The sequence below is a fragment of the Leisingera sp. ABM4_103 genome, from assembly GCF_056158685.1.
The window spans coordinates 218,453-240,702 of sequence record NZ_JBSWTU010000006.1; the positions used below are offsets into that span (position 1 = coordinate 218,453).

Genomic DNA, 22,250 nt, shown 5'->3' on the forward strand with positions numbered 1-22,250 from the left:
GTCACTTTGGCCGTCCGGATGCAACAAAGGCAATCCCTGGAATGACGCGGACGAAGCGGTAGAGGCGAAAATTGTCAGCTGACAATTTTTAGTTTCCCGCAATACGCAAGCGAACCAAGGCGGCGCTTCGATCAGCCGGAATTGTTTTCGCCGACGGGCGCTCGTTGCGCTGAGAACCCGAACCGGGTGGAAGAATTGTCAGCTGGCAATTCTGCTCCAGCGGCCTGACCAGGCAGGCTTCAACCAGTTTGCAGGGCAGGGAATGCGCAAACACCAGGGGGCAATTCCAAGCCTGCTACCCAACCGCAAAACCGCCTTAGGCAAAAATTGTCAGCTGACAACTTGCCTCGCCCCGGCAGTCTGAAGCAGCGCATTCAGCATCGGAGCGGTAGAGAACTGACCGGCCCGTGCCTTTTGCGCCAGACGCCGCAGATAGGCGCCGGGGCTTCGGATAGAGCCCAGCTTCTCCAGAATGCACATTACGGCAGTTGCCGCATCTTTGCGGCCCATAGCGGCGCGTGCATCGCTGAGAACGGGCATTTCGATCCCCATCATCGGCGACAACTTCTCTGCAATCCGGTCTGCATCCTGCCAGCTGCGCAGCCCGCCCGGATAGTAGCTTTGCACTTCGGGGCAGGCGCGCAGGACGGTGGTCAGGTCATTGGCTTTCTCAGCTGCTCTAACGTTTGAATCTGAATGCTGGGCCTGAGGGGAGGGCGCTTCGGCTTGCGCCGCTTCAGAGTCAGAATCTTTTTTTATTGAATACTGTATGTGCCGCTCATTCCGGCTGCCGCTGGCGCTCAAAACGCGTGCAGGAGTCTTGGAGACCTGGGGGGCTTCCGCAGGTGTACGGCTGGCAATTTCACCACGCAGGGCTTCGGCCATATTGTTCAATTCGGTTTCACAGGGTTTGCGGCGCAGGAGTTTGCGGGCAGCTTCCAGCAACTCAGCAGCGCCGCACGCCAGTTCCTGCAATTCCTGCCGCAGTACGGCAACCCGGTCGCGCAGGACCGCCAGATGCTCGGCACGTGCCTTGGCCTCCAGCGCGGCGTCAAAGATCTGGCCGGCGTGCCGGGCGAGGGGGGACAGATCGAACCCGAAGGCCAGCGCCGTTTGATCGCCGCTGCGGCGCGCGTAGCGCTTGCGGTTGGGGCTGTTTTTCCGGCTGACAATGCCGATCCGGGTAAGAGCGGCCAGATGGCGGCGCAGGGTGCTTTCGGGCATCCCGTTGAGCCGCTCCATCAGCTTGCGGTTCGACGGGAACACGACAGCGCTGTCCGGCTCCGCAGGCAGCGCCCGGTCTGGAAAGAAGGTGAGCAAGGCCTTCAGCACCCCTAGGGTGCGGTGGCTCAGCTCGAATTCCGCGGCGGCGTGCGTGAGCGCAGCCAGAAGGTCCCACTTGTCGTGGGTACCTGCCAGCCGGCCGCACGGATCCTGCCGCCCAAATGCGATTTGGGACGCCTGTTCCATGATTTTTTCACGAAAGACAAAAAATACCCGCCCCCATGCGGCGCATGGAGTTGACACTGACGAGTTTGAGAGGCTATTCCAAAGGTGCTAAATCTGAGAACGGCCTTCTGGGATGTAATGTCCTGGGGGGCTTTTCTTTTGCCTGCTACGTGCCTCCTGTCCTGTTTTCTCTGCTCTTGTTACTCTTCCGGCTGCTCAGGCTGGTCTTGCTGCCAGCGGCCGTGAAGCTCTGCCATGATCTCCTCCGCGTGGGCGTCGAACCAGGTGTCAAAACCGGGCGTGTCCTTGCCGGAGATCGTCAGGGTGATGCCCTTGGCGGTGGTCTTGATGCCTGCGACCTCAGCGCCGTTGCTGCCGGGCAGGGCGCGCGTCTTGGGCGGGGCAGGGGCTGGTTCCGGCGCCTGGGTCACCCCCTGGGCGTGCTTTAGAACGGCCTCGAACCGCCCGTCGGAGTCATAAGTCGTGAAATCGGGCCGGTTTGTCCGGGTGTGGGCCCGGGACCGTGCCGCGGGGTCGTCGAACAGCTTGACCAGCATCATCCAGCGGTCGCGGCCAATGCCGGGGGCAGAACCGATGGCCCGCAGGAAGGGCAGATCAAAGGCAGTGCCGACCTTCAGCATCCGCGACACCATCGGCAGGTCGATGGACAGCGCGGCGGCAATTGTCTGCCGTCCATAGCCATCCGCTTGCAGCTGCGCCGCAAAGGCAGCCTTTTCGATAAAGCTGAGGTCCTGGCGCGAGGTGTTTTCCTGGCCCTGGGCCATCACCAGTGCGTGGTCGTCCAGCTGGCGCACCATCGCCTTGACCGGCAGGCCCAGCTCGCGCAGCGCCTTGAGACGGCGGCGGCCATAGACGATTTCGAACCGCCCCTGCGTCTTGGGATGCGGGCGCAGCAGCACCGGCACCTGCTGGCCGTAGGTCTGCAAGCTGTCCTTCAACTGGTTGAAGGCGGCCCCATCCATGCCCAGACGGTCCTCGTAGCCCGCGTCTTCGATCAGGGCCGTGTCGATTTCCTGCACCGCGCTTTCCTGCAGCTTGCTGAGCGAGGATTGCAGCGCCCCGACCGCGCCGCGCGGCATCATCTTGGGTTTCGGCCCGCCAGCGGATGCTGCCGGGCTGTTGAGTGCCGTGCTGAGAATGCCTTTGCGTGCCATCAACGCCTCCATGCTTGTTGAAGGAGCGACTCTATTTCATCGTTCACTTGATTGAGTGAATCCACCGCACGGTCATAGGTTGACCTGTGAAACTGGGATCTTTCGACCTCATAAACCGTCTGCTGGGTCAGGCCCGCGTCGGAAATCGCGGTGGATTTCAGCATCGGGGCGACCATGACCTCCTCGCCGAAAAGCTGCCGCATGAATGCAACCACCTGTTGCTGCGGTCCGTCGTTCGGCTCGTAGCGGTTGATCAGGAACCGCAGGAAATCGAACTCCAGAGCTGCCCCGGCATTCGAGACGACATCCAGCAACTCGGCCGACATCTGCAGGAACTGCGACATCGAGGCGATGTCGAGCATGTTCGGCACCACGGTGATGATCACACCGGTGGAGGCGCAGAGCGCAGACATCGTCAGATAGCCCAGCTGCGGCGGGCAGTCGAAGATGATCACGTCGTAATCTTTCTCGACTTCCTCCAGCGCTGCGGCCATGCGCGCGAAAAACGCGGGCTGCACGTTGTTGATCAGCGCCTGCGGGGTCTCATGCTCGAACTCCTGCAGGATCAGACCGCCCGGCGCCAGGTCGAGGCCGGTGAAATAGGTCTGTTGGATGATCTGGCGCAGGGGCAGGGGGTCTTCATAGCGGATCGCGTCATAAATCGTCCCTGTTTCCAGGAAATCGACCTCTGGCCTATAGCCGAAAAGCGTCGTCAAGGACGCCTGCGGGTCGATATCCACCGCCAGCACCCGGTAGCCCTTGAGCGCCAGCCGCTGCGCGGTGTGAATGGACGAGGTGGTTTTGCCCGATCCGCCCTTGAAGTTCAGGAAGGACAGCACCTGCACCTTGTCGCCCTCGCGGCGGCCGCGCAGGTAGGTGCCCGGCGTCTTGGCCGAGGCATCCAGGATCTTGCGCATTTCCAGCAGATCGGCCGCGGAATAATGGCGCCGACCGCCCGGTGTGGTGTGCACCTCGGGGAATTTGCCTTCAAAATGCAGCTTGCGCAGGAAACTGGGGGAGATGCCCAGCATCTCCGCCGCTTCCCCGGCGCTGAACAGGCGCAATTCCTTCCTTGCATCCGGCGCAAAACTGGCCAGCATGTGGCTTTCGAGGGCCGCACTGAGGTTCTCCGCGTTTTCGCGGATTCGCTGATTGATGTGGAGTGCTACTGCCAACTGCTGCCCTCTCGATAGTAACGCTGTTTTGCGTCAGCGCTTTATTTATCGTTTCTATACGCAATGCGAACAGCGTTTTGCAATAAATTCCTTCATTTACAGGTTGCAGACCGGATATTAGGTTTTTTGCCGGCTTGCGGGAGTTGGGCAGAAAACGCTAATAAGTAACTGAAATGAATAAGCAAAATGACTTTCAGGACGAACGGGGCAGGGGAGGCGCCAAAATCGCTTCCGCACTGTGCACGATCCGCAACCGGAGTCCGCGCGCGACTCGCCCCGGCCCGGAAACTCCCGCAGAGAAAGCAAAACAGGCTCTAATCAGGGTCTATACAGGCGGTGACAACCCCTTCGCCCGCGCACCGGCAGCGGCTTCCGCGCCCTCAAGGCGGATCCTTCAAATGGAATGTCGGTTTTTGCAACCGTATTTCGCAATCCTGCAGGTGAAACCCCAATCCTTTGGCGAAACTGCCGGTCAAAGGAGATCCCTGCCATGAATGAGCAAGCCACTGTCCCGCGCACCCGCTCCGGCGGCCGCAACGCCCGCCGCGCCCTGCGCACCGCGCCGAAATTCGACATGCTGCCGGGCCTGACCCGCAACATCCCCCTGTGCGAGGTGATGGACGGAGCCCAGGTCGAGATGATCGACAATGCCTCGATGGACATCCTGGAGAATGTCGGCGTCCAGTTCCGCGACCCCATTGCGCTGCAGGACTGGAAGAAAGCCGGTGCCAAGGTCGAGGGCGAGCTGGTCTATCTCGACCGCGGCCTGGTGCGGGAGCTGATTGCAACCATCCCCAGCGATTTCACCTACCACGCGCGCGACCCCAAGAAGAACGTGCGCCTGGGCGGCAAGCACTCGATCTTTGTGCCGATGACCGGCGCGCCGTTCCTGCGCGACCTGGAGGACGTGCGCCGCAATCCGATGCTGGAAGACCTGGCGATGTTCCACAAGCTGGCGCATATGATGCCGGCCCTGCATTCCTCGGCCCACCACATTGTGGAGCCTTATGATCATCCGATCAGCCAGCGCCACCTGCGGATCACCTATTCGTCGATGAAATACTCCGACAAGACGTTCATGGGCATGACCACCAGCCCCAAGAACGCCGAAGACGTGATGGAGATGTGCGCGATCCTGTTCGGCGAGGATTTCCTGGAGGATCACCCGGTCACCACCGGCAACTGCAACGGCAACTCGCCGCTGGTCTGGGATGAAACCATGCTGGGCGCGATGCGCGCCTTCTGCAAACGCAAGCAGCCGGTGCTGTGCTCGCCCTTTGTCCTGGGCGGCGCCAACACCCCGGCCTCGGTCCCCGCGACCGTGGCGCAGCTGAACGCCGAGGCGCTGAGCGCACTGGCCTACACCCAGGTGATCCGCAAGGGCGCGCCGGCGATCTATGGCCACTACCTGTCGACCGTCTCGATGAAATCCGGCGCGCCGATGGCGGGCACGCCCGAGATTTCGCTGATGAACTTCATGATCGGCCAGATGGCGCGCTACTACGATGTGCCGTGGCGGACCTCCAACACCCTGGGCGGCGCCAAGACCTTTGACGCGCAGGCAGGTTACGAATCCGCAACCACCCTTCAGGCTGTCGTCCACGCCGGCGCCAACTACATCTGGCACTCGGCGGGCTGGAACGAGGCCGGGATGCATTGCTCGGTTGCCAAGTTCATCGTCGATGCGGAGCAATGCGCGATGGCTTACCGGATGGCGGAAGGCCCGAAATGGCACGACTTCGACCAGGCCATTGCGGCGGTTCCCGATGTCGGCCCCGGCGGCCACTACCTGGGCCACCCGCACACCCAGGCGAACTTCCAGGAAGCCTTCTTCATGCCGGAGCTGTTCGACAACAACTCGATCGAGCAATGGCAGGCCGAAGGCAGCGTCGAGATCACCGAACGCGCCCTGACCCGCGCCAAAAAGCTGCTGGCGGATTACGAAGAGCCCAAGCTGGATGAGGCGAAGAACGAGGAACTGCTCGACTACATCGCCCGGCGCGAGCGCGAAATTCCCGCGGCGGATGAGCTGAATCAGAGCTACTGATCTTTCCTCCCCGACTGGCCCGCCCCTTAAACCGGGCGGGCTTTCTTTTTTCAGGGCAAGCACAGGAAGATTGCGGGAAACCACATCCACTTACGCGCTTTGCCTGCGAATAATGGCCCTGAACCACTGCCAATGCCGAAGTCAGAGCGCTGAACAATACGCTGGTGAAACTGACGGCCCGCAACGTCTGGACGGGCGGGGACGAAACCTGCCCGTTTTGGCCCATCTGCGCCGGATCCGGCGCCGCCGGCACCTATTTCAAGACCTAAACCGGCCTTTCCGCTGCTGGAAACCGGTCGGCCCGCAGAATTCCTGGTGCTTACCCGGCCCGGCGCTCTGCAACCTGCGGGAAAGACCTGTTCTACAACTAAAAATGAGGGAAACCTTACACCTGCACCCGCATTGCGAGTGCAGCATTCCATTTTTGTAAGGAGAAAAACATGGAACGTAAGAGCATCCTCACACACATGCGGGCTATTGAAGACAGGTTCAACGCAGATGGCCTGACCCTCCATGTGTGTACCAACCCGGAACAGCTGCCAGCCCTTCTTGAGGATGTGGGAAAGAAGCGCGTCCATCCGATGTCCGAGGTCAGTGCAGACGACCTGAATTCGGGCAGGGCATTCTGGCTCTTCCTGAAAAGGGAAGACCGTTGCATTACCTGCATCTCGGCCAAGAGTGTGGACCTTGGAAGCAAGGACTTCGGGAACTACTTCCGGGGCCTCGCATCCTCCCGCTATGGCGGCCGCGACGGGGTCGTGGCGAGCGTCTCGCAGCCGCTGGTCGATGAATTCCAGGGCAGGCTTATCTACTTCGGCGGTATCGAAGTTGCGCCGGACGAACGGGGTGGCATCCGCAGGCTTGGCGATTTCGCACAATATGTGAAGCTGCTGGCCGCCTCGCGGTGGGACTTTGACTGGATGTACACGATCATTGCCTACAAGCACCGCCGCCTGGCGGATGACTACGGTTTCAACGGCAAATACCGTAACGCGATTTCCTGGGCGGATCCGGTTCCGGAAGGCCTGGCAAACGATCAGATGATCCTAGGCCTCAACGCGGTCCACTTCTCGCACATTGTCAGCAGTGTCGAGCCAGGTCAGCTTTGAGAAAACAGCAGTCACCGGCTCTCCTTGGGGGCCGGTGACCCGCATTGTCACCTTGCGGTAGCCGCCGCGCACCCGCAACCCCTTGATGAGCACGTCCAATTCTTCATCAGTGACGATGTACGGAACCTCGCTGAGCATTCTATGCGAATGCATTGCGCGCTGAATAATCTTCTCTTCGAAGGATCCGACGATGCGGTAAAAGTCACGGTTCCCGGCAAGCATCAGCCGCTCTGCGGCGGCGCTGCGCTTGCCGATCTGGATCGGGTGCATGATCCGGTCCGTAGGCTCTAGAGGCTCGTAGATGTCAATCTGGTCCTCAAACCACTCCCAGTTGTTCAGCTGACCGCCTTCCTGGTGGTACCAATCCAGAATGTGGTCCGTTGTCACGTTGAAACCCGCCCTGGAGCACGCGGCATGTTCCGTATTGGCGGCCTCTGCCGCCCACCAGCGGTTCAGTCGGGTTACAGACGACAGGTTTTCACCGGGGAGGTCAAAGAAGAACTGGATGGGAACGCGCAGGCCGGCGAAAGAAGCGCCAGCGAGGACGCGGGGATTTCGCGGTTATTCCTCATCTGGCTTCGGAGCGTGCCGTAATTGACGCCCGAAATCGTGCAGGCTGTCTTCAATTTCACACCAGCGACCTTGCAGGCAGCATCAATGCGGTCAGCTATCATCCTCGCCTCAAAAGTTTACATATGTGAATTATTAAACCAATAGTTGACACCTATCAGTCTAAGCATCAACAATCAATGCGTGTGCGCAGTTTATGAATAGGCGAGTTTCTATTGGAGCAGACAGACAAAAAGTTTTTTCACGCCGGGGGCGGCCGGGACTTGTCCCAAGGCGAACGCGAGCTCCTGAGAAAGGCCTGCGAGGCGTCCGGAAGAAGCCTTGGCTTTTGGTCTGATCTGACCGAAGGACTGGACCAGAGGTCGCTTGCGCTGCTGGTCTCACGGGCCCACATGGTTTCGCCGGACATGCCGGAGTCTTGCGGTACGCTGACACGGGAGCAGAGCGAGGTGATTTCGATGCTATCGCAAGTTGGCCATCGCGACCGCGGGGTCTTTTTGCGTGCGCTGCGTGGTCTCATCGAGCTCCGGAAGGGGCGGTTAAACTAGCCCCGGCACCGGCAGACAGGTGGAAATCCTTCGCTGGCCTCATAAGGTTAGCAGTTAATGTCGCCCCTAAAGCGCCATCTGGACATTCCCTGTCACAGGCGTCGTCTGTTCTGCGCAGGTCTTCGGCCAGGTTATGATGAGTGTTGCGCAGCCGGTTATTGCGTGCTGTCTCACTGCTTCCGGGATCGTTCCGATGTCGCAGAACACGGTTCGCGCGCCCGGTTTGGCCGCATCAACGGCAATAACCACCGGCGTGCGCGGGGGGATGCCGAGGCGGAGCAGCGCGCCGCTTACGCGCGAGGCCTGCTGGACGGACATATAAAAGACAATCGTGGTTCCCGGCTTGGCATGGCGGGCACAATCGGGCAGCGGGTCGCCGGCCTTGCATTTCGCTGTGGTCAGCACCAGCGTGTCGGAAACGCCGCGTTCAGTCAGCGGAATGCCTGTTTGGGCGGCGGCGGCGCAGGCGGCAGTGATGCCGGGCACAATTTCCGCGTTGATCCCTGCCGCACGCGCCGCTTCCAGTTCCTCCGCTGCACGCCCGAAAATACCCGGATCTCCTGATTTGAGGCGGACAACGCGGCGGCCCTTCAGCACCTCCGCAACCATCACCCTGTTGATCTTCTCCTGCGGCCAGGAATGCGCTCCGACATGTTTGCCGACGAAAATCCGCCTGGCGGCGGGGGAGGTCAGTTCAAGGACTTCGGGGTCAACCAGGCGGTCGTAGAACACCGTGTCAGCCTGCTGCAGCCTGCGCACGGCCCGCAGCGTCAGGAGGTCGCTGGCGCCGGGGCCGGCCCCGACCAGTGCGAGTGTGCCGGAGGGGACCGGCGGTACGGAAAGATGTGTCATTTGCAAGCTCTCTATTCTGCGGCCTGTTTGAAGCGGGGGCGTGCCAGCAGCCCGGCAATGTCTGAGCGGCAGGAGCCGCAGCTGGTGCCCGCCTGCAGCGCCGCGCCGACATCGGCGACACTGACGAGGCTGCCCGTCTCGATGGCCCGCAGGATCGTGTTTGCCCCGACATTGAAGCAGGAGCAGACCACCGGGCCGGGATCCGGCAGGTCTTCCGCCGGCTGTCCGGTCAGTACCTCTGCCATGCCGGTGCCAGGCAATCCCGCCAGATAGTCGCGGCGGACGGCAACCGGCTCCGGCGCTATGAACAGCGCCGCCATCAGCTTGCCGCCTTGGTGCAAGGCTAACCGGGCAATTCCCCTGCGGCTGTCGGTCATCATCTGGATTTCGGCATCGGGCAAGGCGAACATCTTGCGCGCCGCGGCCTCCGGATCGCAGAGCGGCGTCAGGCCGGCAAGTTCCGCGCGGTATCCGGTCTCCGTCCGCGCCATGGCCCAGTATTCTGCCTCGGGTTTCATCGGCCGGCAGGACACGGCAAAGCCATACCAGGCAGCTTGCAGGCGCTCCACGGCCACCACCGAAGCCTTGCTTTCGGGCTGGCCGGACACCGGGTCGGTCGCAGCGGCAACCAAGGAGCAGACGCGCGCCGACGGTGCTGTTTCCCCCGTCCAGTGCATCGGCACGAACAGGTCTCCGGGCTGCACATCCGCCGTGATCCGCGCCCGCAGGATCGCCTGCCCATGCGGACTGCGCAGGCGCAGCAGGTCGGCGGACTGGACCCCCAGCTTGCGGGCGTCTTCCGGGTGGATGTCGGCGAAAGGCTCGGCAAGGTGCCCCGACAGGCGCGGGGACTGCGCGGTGCGGGTCATCGTATGCCATTGATCGCGGATGCGCCCCGTATTCAGGCGGAACGGAAAATCAGCGCTAGGGGGAGCCGCCGGCGGCTGGCAGCGGACCGGCAGCATCCGGGCCTTGCCGTTTGGGTGATAGAACTTCCCCTCTGCAAAGAAGCGCCCGCCCTGACGGCTGTTGCTGACCGGCCAGCGGACCGGGTGGAGCGCGCCGTAGTCTGCATCGGACATACGGCTGAGGCAGGAGATATCGAAATCCAGCCCGAAACGGCCCGCGATCCCCGAAAGCTCTGCGTGCTCCCGGAAGATCTGCGCCGGGGTCTGATAGTCAAAGGCTTTGGCCCAGCCCATGCGCCTGGCCGTATCGGCCAGAATGTCCCAGTCCGGGCGGGCCTGGCCCGGCGCAGGAAGAACGGCGCGCTGGCGGCTGATGGTGCGGTCCGAATTGGTGACGGTGCCGTCCTTTTCCGCCCAGGCCGCGGCCGGCAGCAGCACATCCGCCAGCCGCGCCGTATCGGTCGCGGCGGTGATGTCGCTCACCACGGTGAAGTCGCAGGCTTGGATCGCGGCGCGTACAGCATCGGCTTCCGGCATGGTAACGGCGGGGTTGGTGTGGATGATCCACAGCGCCTTGAGCCGCCCGTCGCCTGCGGCGCGGAACAGGTCGACCGCTTTCAGGCCCGCGCGGTCGGGTATCGCAGGGGCGCCCCAGAATTTCTGCACCGCAGCCCGGTGGCTGCTGTTCTCCAGATCCATATGGCAGGCCAGCATATTGGCCAGCCCGCCCACCTCGCGCCCGCCCATGGCGTTGGGCTGGCCGGTCACCGAGAACGGCCCGCAGCCGGGCTTGCCGATCCGGCCGGTTGCCAGGTGGCAATTCAGGATGGCGTTCACCTTGCCGGTGCCGGAGGTGGATTGGTTCACGCCCTGGCTGAAGATGGTCACCACCTTTTCGGTGCGCATCCACAGATCGCAGAACGCTGCGAGTTCAGCCTCCTCCAGCCCGGTCACCGCGGCATCAGAGGCAAAGGCGGCTTCCAGCGCCGCGCCCAGCCCTTCCACGTGCCGAAGGTAGTCTGCATCCAGCGCGCCGCCCTCATAGAGCGCCGCCAGCAGGCGGTTGAACAGCGCCACATCGCTGCCCGCGCGCAGCTTCAGGTGCATGTCCGCCTGCTCGCAACTCGCCGTGCGGCGGGGGTCGATTACCACCAGCCGGGTGCCGCGGGCTTCGCGTGCCGCCAGGATGCGCTGGTACAGTACCGGGTGGCACCAGGCGAGGTTGGAGCCCACCAGCACGATCAGATCCGCCTCGTCCAGATCCTCATAGGTGCCGGGCACCGTGTCGGTGCCAAAGGCGCGCTTGTGACCGGCCACGGTCGAAGCCATGCACAGGCGCGAGTTGGTGTCGATATTGGCGGAGCCGAGAAAGCCCTTCATCAGCTTGTTGGCGACGTAATAGTCCTCGGTCAGCATCTGCCCCGACAGGTAGAAGCCGACACTGCCCGGGCCGTGCTCCTCCACGGCTTGACGGAACTTGGCGGCCACCAGATCCAGTGCGCTGTCCCAATCCGTTTCCTGCCCGATCACTTGCGGCGCCAGCAGGCGGCCCTCCAGCCCCAGGGTTTCCCCCAGCGCCAGCCCCTTGGAACAGAGCCGCCCGCGGTTGGCCGGGTGGTCCGGGTCGCCGCGCACCGCCAGCCCACCCTGGCCGTCCGGGCGCAGGAGCACGCCGCAGCCGGTGCCGCAATAGGGACAAGTTGAACGGACCTCCTTGCAGCCGGGGCCTGCCATCACGCCGCGCTCCGCTTGCCGACGGCGGCGCCGTCGAGCAGGAGGCGGCCTGCCTCGACCCGCAGCGGGTAGGTCTCGATCCGGCCGGCGTCGGCGCCCTGCGCCTCGCCGGTGTTGAGGTCGAACACCCAGTTGTGCAGCGGGCAGGTCACGCTTTGGCTGTGCACGATGCCTTCGGACAGCGGCCCGCCCTTGTGCGGGCAGCGGTCGGAGGCTGCAAAGACCTCCGACGGGCCGGTGCGGAACAAGCCGACGCAGCCCACGGGCGTTTTCACCACCCGCGCGCCATGCAGCGGGATGTCGTCGATATGGCCAATGTCGATCCAGCTCATTCGGCAGCCTCCAGTGTGAGATTGGCAAGCGGCGCGTATTGCGCCCGGGTGGTGCTGTCCTGCGCGTGTTCGGCCCAGGGGTCCTTGCGGTAGACGGATTGCGAGAGCTCGAACCGGGCGGCGAGCGCCTTGCGGTTCTCAACGTCCTCCACGATCTGTTCCTTGACCCAGTCGAGGCCGACCTTGGCGAGCCATTTGTAGATCCGGTCCAGGTACTTGGCGTTTTCGCGGTAGATCTGGGTCATCGCCGAGATCACCTCGATCGCGTCTTCTTCGGTGGCCACCTTGCACAGGATCTCGGTGCCCTTGATCTCCATGCCCGCGGCGCCGCCCACGTGGATTTCATAGCCGCTGTCAACGCAGACCACGCCGATGTCCTTGCAGGTCGCCTCGGCGCAGTTGCGGGGGCAGCCGGAGACCGCCAGCTTCAGCTTGTGCGGCGTCCAGGAGCCCCAGAGGTGCTTCTCCAGCTTGATGCCAAGGCCGGTGCTGTCCTGCGTGCCGAAGCGGCAGTGGTCGGTGCCGACGCAGGTCTTCACGGTGCGCAGCCCTTTGGAATAGGCGTGGCCAGAGACGAGGCCTGCCTTGTTCAGATCGGACCACATCGCAGGCAGGTCCTCGCCTCTGACGCCCAATAGGTCGATGCGCTGGCCACCGGTGACCTTGACCGTCGGCACATCGTATTTGTCCGCGGCATCGGCAATGGCGCGCAGCTCATCCGGGGTGGTGATGCCGCCCCACATGCGCGGCACCACCGAGAAGGTGCCGTCCTTCTGGATGTTGGCGTGCTTGCGCTCGTTGACGAAACGGCTCTGCGGATCGTCGCGGTATTCCAGCGGCCAGTCCGCCAGCAGGTAGTAGTTCACCGCCGGGCGGCAGACATGGCAGCCGTTTGGGGTGGTCCAACCAAGCTCCTGCCAGACCGCCGCCTGGCTTTTCAGCTCCTGAGACTTGATCAGGCGGCGGACGTCCTCGTGGGTGTGATGGGTGCAGCCGCAGATGGGCTGCGCCTGCGGGGCGGCGTAATCGTCGCCCAGCGTCACCGACAGAAGCTGCTCCACCAGCCCGGTGCAGGTGCCGCAGGAGGCGCTGGCCTTGGTCGTGGCGCGGATCGCGCCGAGGTCGTTGGCGCCGCCTTTGATGGCGCTGGTGATCTGTCCCTTGCAGACGCCGTTGCAGCCGCAGATCTCCGCCTCAGGCGGCAAGGCTGCAACGGCTGACAGAGGGTCCGCGGAGGCGCCCCCCTGAAAGGCCGGGCCGAAGATCAGCGTCTCGCGCATCTCATCTATGTTGGTGCCGTCCTTGATCAGGCCGAAGAACCAGCTGCCATCGGCGGTATCGCCATACATGACGGCGCCGACCAGCCGGTCGTCCTCGATCACCAGCCGCTTGTAGATGCCGCGGGCCGGGTCGCGGAAGACGATATCCTCGCGCCCTTCACCCTCTGCGAAATCCCCGGCGCTGAACAGGTCGCAGCCTGTGACCTTGAGCTTGGTGGCCAGTTCCTTGACCACGAAGGCATTCGGCTGATCCAGCAGGCTGTCCGCCAGCACCTTCGCTTGATCATAGAGCGGCGCGACGAGGCCAAACAGATGGCCGCCGAACTCCACGCATTCGCCCACCGCGTAGATATCCGGGTCCGAGGTCTGCATCTGCGCGTTCACCTCGATGCCGCGCGCCACATCCAGATGCGCATCGGTGGCGAGGCGGGTTTCCGGGCGGATGCCCACCGCCATCACCACCAGATCCGCCCCCAGCGTCTCGCCGCTTTCCAGCAGCACCGCTTCGGCGCGGTCCTCGCCCAGGATCGCCTTGGTAGAGGCCTGGGTCTTCACGGTGATGCCACGCGCCTCCAGATCCTTGCGCAAGAGGTAGCCTGCGGCCTCGTCCAGCTGGCGTTCCATCAGGTGGCCCATCAGATGCAGCACGGTCACATCCATGCCGCGCTCTTTGAGCCCCGCGGCCGCCTCCAGCCCCAAGAGGCCGCCGCCGATCACAACCGCCTTGCCGCCATTGGCGGCGGCGGTGATCATCGCGTTGGTGTCGTCCAGGTCGCGGTAGGAAATCACCCCCGGCAGATCGTGGCCCGGCACCGGGATGATGAAGGGGGCGGAGCCGGTGGCGATCACCAGCTTGTCGTAAGGCACATGGCCGTTCTCGCCCTCGACCACTTTCATCTCGGGGTCGATCTTCACCACATGCTCGCCGAAGCGGCAGGTGACACCGTTCTGTGCATACCAATCGTCCGAGTGGGTGACGATCTCCTCATAGGTCTTCTCGCCCGACAGCACCGGGCTCAGCATGATGCGGTTGTAGTTGCCGCGCGGCTCGGCGTTGAACAGGGTGATGTCATAGGCATCCGGGTCCGCGTCGAGCAGATGCTCGATCACCCGGCCAGAGGCCATGCCGGCCCCGATGATGACGAGTTTCTGGGTCATGGTCTCACTCCGCTGCAATCTGGTTTGCGGCTGCCTTGGGCTTGGGTGTCGCCCCGTGCTCGTATTCCTCGAGGAAATCGAGCACCTCCTGCCGGTAGGTGTAGTAATCCGGGTGCTCCAAGAGCGCCTTGCGGGTGCGCGGGCGGGGCAGGTTGACCTCGGTGATCTTGCCGATGGTGGCCTGCGGGCCGTTGGTCATCATCACCACCCGGTCCGCCAGCAGGATCGCCTCGTCCACGTCATGGGTCACGCAGATCGCGGTCACCTTGGTGCGGCTCCAGACCTCCATCAGCACCTCCTGCAGCTTCCAGCGGGTGAGGCTGTCGAGCATGCCGAAGGGTTCATCCAAGAGCAGCAGCTTGGGCGAGAGCGCAAAGGCACGGGCGATGCCGACCCGCTGCTGCATGCCGTTCGACATGGCGTTTGCGGGCTTGTCCATCGCGTCCGCCAGGCCGACACGTTCGAGGTAGTATTCCACCACGTCCTGCCGTTCCGCCTGGCTGGCCTTGGGATAGACCTTGTCGACGCCGATGGCGCAGTTCTCCCGCGCGCTGAGCCAGGGGAACAGGTTTGGCGACTGAAACACCACCGCGCGCTCCGGGTCGGCGCCCTCCACATGACGGCGGTCCAGCTTGATCGCGCCCTTGGAGATCGGGTTCAGCCCGGCTGCCATGGTCAGCACGGTGGACTTGCCGCAGCCCGAATGGCCGATCAGTGAGATGAACTCGCCCTTGTTGATCTTGAGGTTGAAATCCTCGACCACGGTCAGCGGCCCCTTCGGCGTCGGGTAGATCTTGTGGAGCTGGGAAAAATCCAGGTAGCGTTCTTCGGCCATCGACTTGCCGGCCTCGGCAACCGCGGCTGGCAGCTTGTGGATCGGGGTCACATCCGGCAGCACCCTGTCGCCGCCGGTCTTGCCCTTGATACCTGCGTCCATGAGGTAGCCGGTGATCCCGGCGCGCAGCGTCTTGAAGGTCTTGTCGTGGTTCATCGCGCTGCGGTCGCGCGGGCGGGGCAGGGTGACCTTGAACTCCTCTCCCAGCGTGCCGTCCGGGTTGAGCGCAATGATGCGGTCGGCCAGCAGGATCGCCTCGTCCACGTCATTGGTGATCAACACGCAGGTCTTCTTGTCCGCCTCCCAGATCGCTTCGATCTCATCGGCGAGGTTGGCGCGCGTCAGCGCATCCAGCGCCGACAGGGGCTCATCCAGCAGCAGCACCTCCGGGTCCATCGCCAGCGCCCGCGCCACATTGACCCGCTGGCGCATGCCCCCCGATAGCTCCGCCGGGCGGCGGCTGGCGGCGTGGGAAAGGCCGACCATCCGGATGTAATGCGCTGCCTTGGCCTGCCTTTCGCCAGCCGCCAGGCCGGGAAAGAGCGAGTCCACTGCCAGTCCCACGTTGCCCGCCACTGTCAGCCAGGGCATCAGAGAGTAATTCTGGAAGATCACGCCGCGCTCGGGGCCGGGGCCGGTGATCTGGCGGCCCTTGAAGGTTACGGTTCCGGAGGTCGGTGTCTCCAGCCCCGCCATCAGGTTGATCAGCGTTGTCTTGCCGGTGCCGGAGAAGCCCAGCAGCACCAGAAACTCGCCCTCCTGAACGCTGAGGCTGATGTTTTTCAGCACGCCGGTGCGGTTTGCGCCTTCGCCGAAGCTTTTGCAGACATTTTTGAATTCAAGAATGCTCATGACGGGTCACCGGTTGTTTGAGAAGGTGAACAGCGACTGCAGCGCGTACATAACCCGGTCCAGCAGGAAGCCGATGATGCCGATGGTCAGCACCGCGACGATGATGCGGGCGAGCGACTGGCTGGAGCCGTTCTGGAACTCGTCCCAGACGAATTTGCCAAGGCCGGGGTTCTGGGCCAGCATTTCGGCGGCGATCAGCACCATCCAGCCGACCCCGAGCGACAGCCGCAGCCCGGTGAAGATCAGCGGCAGCGCTGAGGGCAGCACCAGCTTGGTGATCTTGGCGCGGGTGCTCATCTTCAGGACCTTGGAGACATTCACCAGATCCTTGTCGATGGAGGCCACCCCAAGCGCCGTATTGATCAGCGTCGGCCACAGCGAGCACAGGGTCACGGTGATGGCGGAGACCAGGAAGGATTTCGCGAACAGCCCGTCATTGCTGGCATAAAGCGCCGAGACCACCATGGTCACGATCGGCAGCCAGGCCAGCGGCGAGACCGGCTTGAAGATCTGCACCAGCGGGTTGATTGCCGCATTGGCGAGCGGTGACAGCCCGCCCAGAATGCCCAGCGGGATGGCCACAATCGCCGCGATCAAAAAACCGAAGAACACGGTCTGAATCGAGGTCCAGATCTGATCGTAATAGCTGGGCGCGCCGGTATAGGGGATGTCCTTGACCTGGTCCGCCTTGCCCTGGGCAATCAGCCGTTCGTTGCGCTGGTCGACCCGTTCGTAAAAGGCGGCTTCCTTGACCGCCTTCTGCTGCGCGTCCTGGTGCAGGCTGACGGCTTCCGCCCAGACCTGGGCGGGTCCGGGGATGGCGCCGAGCGAGGTCTGCACCCGCGGGGCCAGCGTGCCCCACAGCAGCAGGAACCCGAGAATGGCCAGCAGCGGCACCGCCAGCAGGCGCCAGATTTCCTTGGCCTGGGCGCGCGGGTTGTCGCCCGCTGCGGCCTTCAGGATGGGGGTGATCCAGGCGAGGCCCAGTACCTGAAACCAGGCGTCGGCCTTGCTGATGCGGTTGAAAAGCCTGGCCCGGCGGGCCTCGGTGTTGAGCGATGCGGGGTCAACGGTTGTCATGGGGAAGGTCTCACCTTGGCGTTTTGCTGGGTTGGCTGATGCGGGGGAGGGGGACGGCGCTCGCTCCTGCCGGAGCCTCGCCCCGCCCGCCCTCCCGTCCGGGCTCAGCCCTGGACGGCGTTGCCAACGACGGTCTGGCTGCCCTTGAGGCCGATCGGCAGGCTGTCGAGGTAGGCGTTCGGCGCGCGGCCGTCATAGGGGATGCCGTCAATCACATCCTCCGGCGGGGTAGGGGCCTTGTAGCCGTCGCTCTCCCAGGGGAAGTCCGCCTCATCGGCGAGGCCGTCCGCGACCAGCAGCCGGGCCGCTTCCAGATAGATCTCCGGCTTATAGACAGAGCGGGCGACCTCATCGAACCAGCTGTCGGGCTTGGGGTCGGCGATCTGGCCCCAGCGGCGCATCTGGGTCAGGTACCAGACCGCGTCGGAATAGAACGGATAGGTTGCGTTGTAGCGGAAGAACACGTTGAAGTCCGGCACCGCGCGGGTGTCGCCTTTCTCATATTCGAAGGTGCCGGTCATCGAATTGGCGATCACATCGTAATCGGCGCCGACGTATTCGGGGCGGCTGAGGATCTCCACCGCTTCCGGGCGGTTGGCGTTATCGTTTTCATCCAGCCACATCGCCGCGCGGATCAGCGCTTTGACAACCGCCAGTGTGGTGTTGGGATTCTCCTCGGCAAATTCCGCGGTGATGCCAAAGACCTTTTCCGGGTTGTTCTTCCACAGTTCGTAGTCGGTGATCACCGGCACGCCGATGCCCTTGAACACCGCCTGCTGGTTCCAGGGCTCGCCCACGCAGTAGCCGGAGATCGTGCCGGCCTCCAGCGTGGCGGGCATCTGCGGCGGCGGGGTCACCGACAAGAAGGCTTCGGCGGCGATCTGGCCGGTCACGTTCTCGGGACTGTAGTAGCCGGGGTTGATGCCGCCGGCGGCCAGCCAGTAGCGCAGCTCGTAATTGTGGGTGGAGACCGGGAAGACCATGCCCATGTTGAACGGCTTGCCCCTGGCGTTGAAGTCCTCGATCACCGGTTTCAGATGGGAGGCGGAGATCGGGTGCGAGACCTTGCCGTCAGCGTCGGTGGGCAGGCTCGGCTTCATCATCTCCCAGACCTCGTTGGAGACGGTAATGCCGTTGCCATTCAGGTCCATCGAAAAGGGGGTGATGATATGCGCCTCGGTGCCATAGCCGATGGTGGCGGCCAGCGGCTGTCCCGCCAGCATGTGGGCGCCGTCCAGGGTGCCGTCGATCACCCCGTCCAGCAGCACCTTCCAGTTGGCCTGCGCCTCCAGCGTAACAAACAGCCCCTCGTCATCGAAGAACCCCTGTTCATAGGCGACCGCCAGCGGCGCCATGTCGGTCAGCTTGATGAAGCCGAAGGTCAGCACGTCCTTTTCCAGCTCCAGCATGTCAGCCAGTGCCGGGGCAGTCAGGGCGGTGGAGCCTGCGAGGGCAAGGATCAGGGTCTTCATCGGGTTGGTTTCCTTTGTTTGCTGCGTCCGGGGCAGACGCCCGGACAGAAAAAAAGCCGCTGACGCGCACCGCCGGGAGGAGTGGCGGTGGGTCGAGCGGCTTTGCTCAGTGAAACCCGGTCGTCGGGAAAAACTTTTTTGTCAGGCGCCATTGCCTGTCTGGGTTCAGTGTGCAGGAAGAGCGGCCCGGCGCCAAAGGGTTCTTTGCTGATGCAGCGAGAAATTCTGCATTGCAGCATTGGTGTTCAGCAGATTGCCTGATTTTTCATCAGCCGGCGGCCAAGGGATCAAAAACGCGGCCATCGAAGAACCGGTTTTCCAGCAAGGCGGCCGGGTCCGATTCTCCGGCGGCCAGCGTTCCGGCGTCCAACGCGCCTTCCAGCTTGGACGATGCTGCCGGCAGCTCCGCGCCCGTGCCGCTCAGGGCGGTGCGGTACAAATCGCTGCGGAACACAGGCGCCGCTTTTTTCAGCGCGGTCTGCGGATCCAGGCCGTTCCGTTTCGCCAGCCGCAGCGCAATCCATTGGGCCTGACTGCGCCAGGGAAAGCCGGCGGAACCGTCATGAAAGCCGACAAAGCCAGGCGCTTCGCGCTGCAGCCCCTGCGCGGTCACAGTGAACTTGCCCAGCAGGCCGCGCTCGATGATTTCGGCGGGCAGGTCGAGATAATGGCGGGCGGACAGAATTTCCGCGGCCAGACCGCGGCAGGAGGGATCGGCCAGCCAGCGCCCTGCGCGCCACAGCGCCCGGATCAGCCGGCCGGACAGGCTGGGTTCCGTTTCGGCCCAATCGCTGCGGACGGCCAGCACCTTTTCCGGCGCGCAGGACCAGATGGCCCGGCCCGGCAGCAGCAGCGCGCCTTCGCCCTGCTCGACAGCGATGGACCCCCAGGGCTCGCCGACGCAGAAGGCGTCAATGCTGCCGCGCCGGAGTGCGTCAGCCATCAGCGGCGGCGGCACTGTGCGGATTATGATGTCCTGAGATGTGCTCAGCCCCAGCCCTTCCAGCCAATAGGCCAGCAGCTCGGCATGCATGGAAAAGGGGAAGGGCACACCAATCCGCAGCTCCCCGCCGGAGGCGGCAGCCAAAGCCCGCCCGGCGGCAACTGCATCGCCGAAGGAAAAGCTGTAACCCGCAGCCGCCATTTTGCGGGCCAGCCTGCTGCTGACACCAATAACGGTGCCATTGATGGACAGCACTGACAGCACGGAAAACTGCGCGCTGGCACCGCCCAGGCCCATGGCCGCCGCCACCGGCACCGGGGCCAGCATCTGGGCGGCATCCACCTGGCCAAAGGCCAGCATGTCCCGCAGCGACGACCAGGACGGCGCGCGGTGCAAATCCAGCGTCAGCCGCTCTTCCGCGGCAAACCCCATCTCTTGTGCGGCAATCAGCGGCGCGGCATCCGTCAGCGGGACATAACCGGCAGGGATCCTCGTCAGGCTCATGCCAGCAGCCCCGCCGCCGTCACCAGCGCCTGCGCCACCTCTGCGACGCGCTTGTTCTGGTCCATCGCGGCCTTGCGCAACAGCGCATAGGCCGCATCCTCTTCGATGCCCCGGGCCTTCATGATCATGCCCTTGGCGCGGTCGATCACTTTGCGCTCTTCCAGTGCCCGCTTGGCCTCGGCCAGCTCGGTGCGCATCCGGTGGAACATCCGGAACCGCGCGATGGCGGCGTCCAGAACCGGCTTCAGCCGGGAAGGCTGCAGCCCGTCGACCACATAAGCGGAGACACCTGCCTCGACGGCGGCCGCGGACAGCCCTTCCGCGCTGCGGTCGACAAACATCGCCACCGGGCGCTCCTTTGGACCGGAGGCCAATGTCAGCTCTTCCAGCACATCGCGCGAGGGGTCTGCGATGTCTATCAGCACGACGTCCGGGTCCCGGACCTGTATCTGGCGGGCAAGGCCGGATGGCTCTGAGATCACCTGAATATCGAATTCCCCGGCTTCCCGCAGTCCGTCCACGATCATGAACGCGCGTTCCCGGTCGCTTTCGACGACGATGATGGACAGGGCATCAGGCATGAGCCAGTACATCGGCTTGGGGCGTGCAATCTGTAAAGGCCTGCCAGGGCGCGCGGACGGCGTACCGCCCGGCTGTGCCCAATTATTAGGCAGGCTGCCGATACTTCCGGCGGCGGACGTAAAGCTGCTGAAAGGCTCCAAGCGCATTATTCGCACCCGGATTTCCGCCAGCTGGCCCATACTGGCGGCAGCGCCCAATTCTGCGAGGAGACCCTTATGGCACAAGACTATCCCATCTATGGCCGGATCGACGGTCCCATCGTCATCATCGGCTTCGGGTCGATCGGCAAAGGCACGCTGCCCTTGATCGAGCGCCATTTCGATTTCGACGCCTCCAAGCTCACGGTCATCGAGCCAGATGCCGCCAAGGCAAATTTCCTGCGCCAGCACAAGATCAACCATCTGCAGGTCTCGCTGACGCCGGAAAATTACCGTGAGGTCCTGGGCGGGCTGTTCAGCGAGGGCAAAGGGTTCTGCGTCAACCTGTCGGTGGACACGTCCTCGCTCGAACTCATGACCTTCATGCGGGAGCTCGGCGTTTTGTACATCGATACCGTGGTGGAACCCTGGGCCGGATACTACTTCGGCACCACCGACAACGCGGCCCGTACAAATTACGCGCTGCGGCAGGCGGTCAGGGATGAAAAGGCGCGCAATCCCGGTGGCACGACGGCGGTCAGCTGCTGCGGTGCCAACCCCGGCATGGTCAGCTGGTTCGTCAAGGAAGCGCTGCTGACGCTGGCCCGCGATACCGGCCGCGAGGTTGAGACGCCTGCCAGCCGAGAGGGCTGGGCGCGGCTGATGCAGTCGCTTGGCGTCAAGGGCGTCCATATCGCCGAACGGGATACCCAGGCCCGCCGGGTGCCGCGCGCCAGGGGCACTTTCGTCAACACCTGGTCGGTCGAGGGGTTTATCGCCGAAGGCTTCCAGCCCGCCGAACTGGGGTGGGGCACGCACGAGACCTGGTTCCCCGAGAACGGGCACCGGCAGGACACCGGCTGCCAAGCCGCCATCTGGCTGGAGCGCCCGGGCGCAATCACCCGGGTGCACACCTGGTGCCCGACACCGGGGCCGCAGTTCGGCTTTCTGGTCACCCATAACGAGGCGATCTCGATCGCCGACTACTACACCGTGGGCGCGGGCGCCGATCCCGAATACCGCCCGACCTGCCACTATGCCTATCACCCTTGCGACGACGCGGTGCTGAGCCTGCATGAGCTGTTCGGCTCGGGCCAGCAGCAGGAGCGGCACCATATCCTGACTGAGGACGAGATCATCGAAGGCATCGATGAGCTTGGCGTGCTGCTCTATGGCCACGAAAAGAACGCGCTGTGGTTCGGCTCACGGCTGTCGAATGAGGAGGCCCGCGATCTTGCGCCCTATCAGAACGCAACCGGGCTGCAGGTCACCTCGGCAGTGCTGGCCGGCATGGTCTGGGCCCTGGAAAATCCCGAGGCCGGGATTGTCGAGACGGACGAGATGGACCATGCCCGCTGTCTTGAGGTGCAGCGGCCCTATCTTGGCCCGGTCGAGGCGCATTATACCGATTGGACGCCGCTGCAAGACCGCTGGGTGCAGTTCCCCGAGGACATCGACGAAAGCGATCCCTGGCTGTTCCGCAACGTGCTGGCGAGCTGATCCCGCCG

16 protein-coding genes are annotated in these 22,250 nt (G+C 63.7%); 3 read left to right on the forward strand and 13 right to left on the reverse strand.

Annotation, left to right across the window (positions count from 1 at the left end):
- Positions 1-330 precede the first annotated feature (330 nt).
- From repC to repA, 3 genes are all read right to left on the reverse strand, one after another.
- Positions 331-1,470 carry a plasmid replication protein RepC gene (gene repC / locus ACXAED_RS21765; RefSeq protein ID WP_475053531.1) on the reverse strand — a complete coding sequence of 380 codons (1,140 nt, stop codon included), beginning with the start codon at positions 1,468-1,470 and terminating at the stop codon, positions 331-333.
- A 179-nt stretch (positions 1,471-1,649) separates the two neighbouring features.
- Entirely contained in the window at positions 1,650-2,624 is a 975-nt protein-coding gene (gene repB / locus ACXAED_RS21770; RefSeq protein ID WP_475053533.1) for a plasmid partitioning protein RepB, read from the reverse strand.
- Complete coding sequence (gene repA / locus ACXAED_RS21775; protein ID WP_475053536.1) at positions 2,624-3,799, reverse strand: plasmid partitioning protein RepA; 1,176 nt, start codon at positions 3,797-3,799, stop codon at positions 2,624-2,626. Before repA ends, repB begins: the two co-directional genes overlap by 1 nt.
- A gap of 490 nt (positions 3,800-4,289) precedes the next feature.
- Between repA and ACXAED_RS21780 the strand changes: the two genes are divergently transcribed.
- Positions 4,290-5,846: a trimethylamine methyltransferase family protein gene (locus tag ACXAED_RS21780; RefSeq protein WP_475053538.1), complete on the forward strand. Its 1,557-nt coding sequence runs from the start codon at positions 4,290-4,292 to the stop codon at positions 5,844-5,846.
- A 440-nt stretch (positions 5,847-6,286) separates the two neighbouring features.
- Complete coding sequence (locus ACXAED_RS21785) at positions 6,287-6,955, forward strand: hypothetical protein (protein WP_475053539.1); 669 nt, start codon at positions 6,287-6,289, stop codon at positions 6,953-6,955.
- Here the strand turns inward: ACXAED_RS21785 and ACXAED_RS21790 are convergent.
- The 10 genes from ACXAED_RS21790 to ACXAED_RS21835 all read right to left on the reverse strand — a co-directional run bounded on the left by ACXAED_RS21790 (position 6,893) and on the right by ACXAED_RS21835 (position 20,604).
- Positions 6,893-7,342, reverse strand: a complete 450-nt coding sequence (locus ACXAED_RS21790) for a hypothetical protein (RefSeq protein ID WP_475053541.1) — start codon at positions 7,340-7,342, stop codon at positions 6,893-6,895. The genes ACXAED_RS21785 and ACXAED_RS21790 overlap by 63 nt on opposite strands.
- 797 nt (positions 7,343-8,139) lie before the next feature.
- Positions 8,140-8,925 carry a uroporphyrinogen-III C-methyltransferase gene (gene cobA, locus ACXAED_RS21795; RefSeq protein ID WP_475053544.1) on the reverse strand — a complete coding sequence of 262 codons (786 nt, stop codon included), beginning with the start codon at positions 8,923-8,925 and terminating at the stop codon, positions 8,140-8,142.
- Between the two features lie 11 nt (positions 8,926-8,936).
- Positions 8,937-11,567 carry a molybdopterin-dependent oxidoreductase gene (locus ACXAED_RS21800; protein WP_475053547.1) on the reverse strand — a complete coding sequence of 877 codons (2,631 nt, stop codon included), beginning with the start codon at positions 11,565-11,567 and terminating at the stop codon, positions 8,937-8,939.
- Positions 11,567-11,899, reverse strand: a complete 333-nt coding sequence (gene nirD / locus ACXAED_RS21805) for a nitrite reductase small subunit NirD (RefSeq protein WP_475053549.1) — start codon at positions 11,897-11,899, stop codon at positions 11,567-11,569. The genes ACXAED_RS21800 and nirD overlap by 1 nt, the downstream gene beginning before the upstream one ends.
- The gene (gene nirB / locus ACXAED_RS21810) at positions 11,896-14,337 is read right to left on the reverse strand and encodes a nitrite reductase large subunit NirB (RefSeq protein WP_475053551.1); all 2,442 of its coding nucleotides are present in this window, start codon (positions 14,335-14,337) and stop codon (positions 11,896-11,898) included. Before nirB ends, nirD begins: the two co-directional genes overlap by 4 nt.
- A 4-nt stretch (positions 14,338-14,341) precedes the next feature.
- Entirely contained in the window at positions 14,342-16,024 is a 1,683-nt protein-coding gene (locus tag ACXAED_RS21815) for an ABC transporter ATP-binding protein (RefSeq protein WP_475053553.1), read from the reverse strand.
- Positions 16,025-16,030: 6 nt separating this feature from the next.
- Positions 16,031-17,104, reverse strand: a complete 1,074-nt coding sequence (locus ACXAED_RS21820) for an ABC transporter permease (RefSeq protein ID WP_475053555.1) — start codon at positions 17,102-17,104, stop codon at positions 16,031-16,033.
- Positions 17,105-17,208: 104 nt separating this feature from the next.
- Complete coding sequence (locus tag ACXAED_RS21825; protein ID WP_475053557.1) at positions 17,209-18,576, reverse strand: CmpA/NrtA family ABC transporter substrate-binding protein; 1,368 nt, start codon at positions 18,574-18,576, stop codon at positions 17,209-17,211.
- 268 nt (positions 18,577-18,844) lie between these two features.
- Positions 18,845-20,023, reverse strand: a complete 1,179-nt coding sequence (locus ACXAED_RS21830; protein WP_475053560.1) for a CmpA/NrtA family ABC transporter substrate-binding protein — start codon at positions 20,021-20,023, stop codon at positions 18,845-18,847.
- On the reverse strand, positions 20,020-20,604 hold the full coding sequence (locus ACXAED_RS21835) for an ANTAR domain-containing response regulator (RefSeq protein WP_475053563.1): 585 nt from the start codon (positions 20,602-20,604) through the stop codon (positions 20,020-20,022). The genes ACXAED_RS21830 and ACXAED_RS21835 overlap by 4 nt, the downstream gene beginning before the upstream one ends.
- A gap of 216 nt (positions 20,605-20,820) precedes the next feature.
- On the opposite strand from ACXAED_RS21835, the gene ACXAED_RS21840 reads away from it, so the two are divergent.
- Complete coding sequence (locus tag ACXAED_RS21840) at positions 20,821-22,242, forward strand: homospermidine synthase (RefSeq protein WP_475053564.1); 1,422 nt, start codon at positions 20,821-20,823, stop codon at positions 22,240-22,242.
- Positions 22,243-22,250 lie beyond the last annotated feature (8 nt).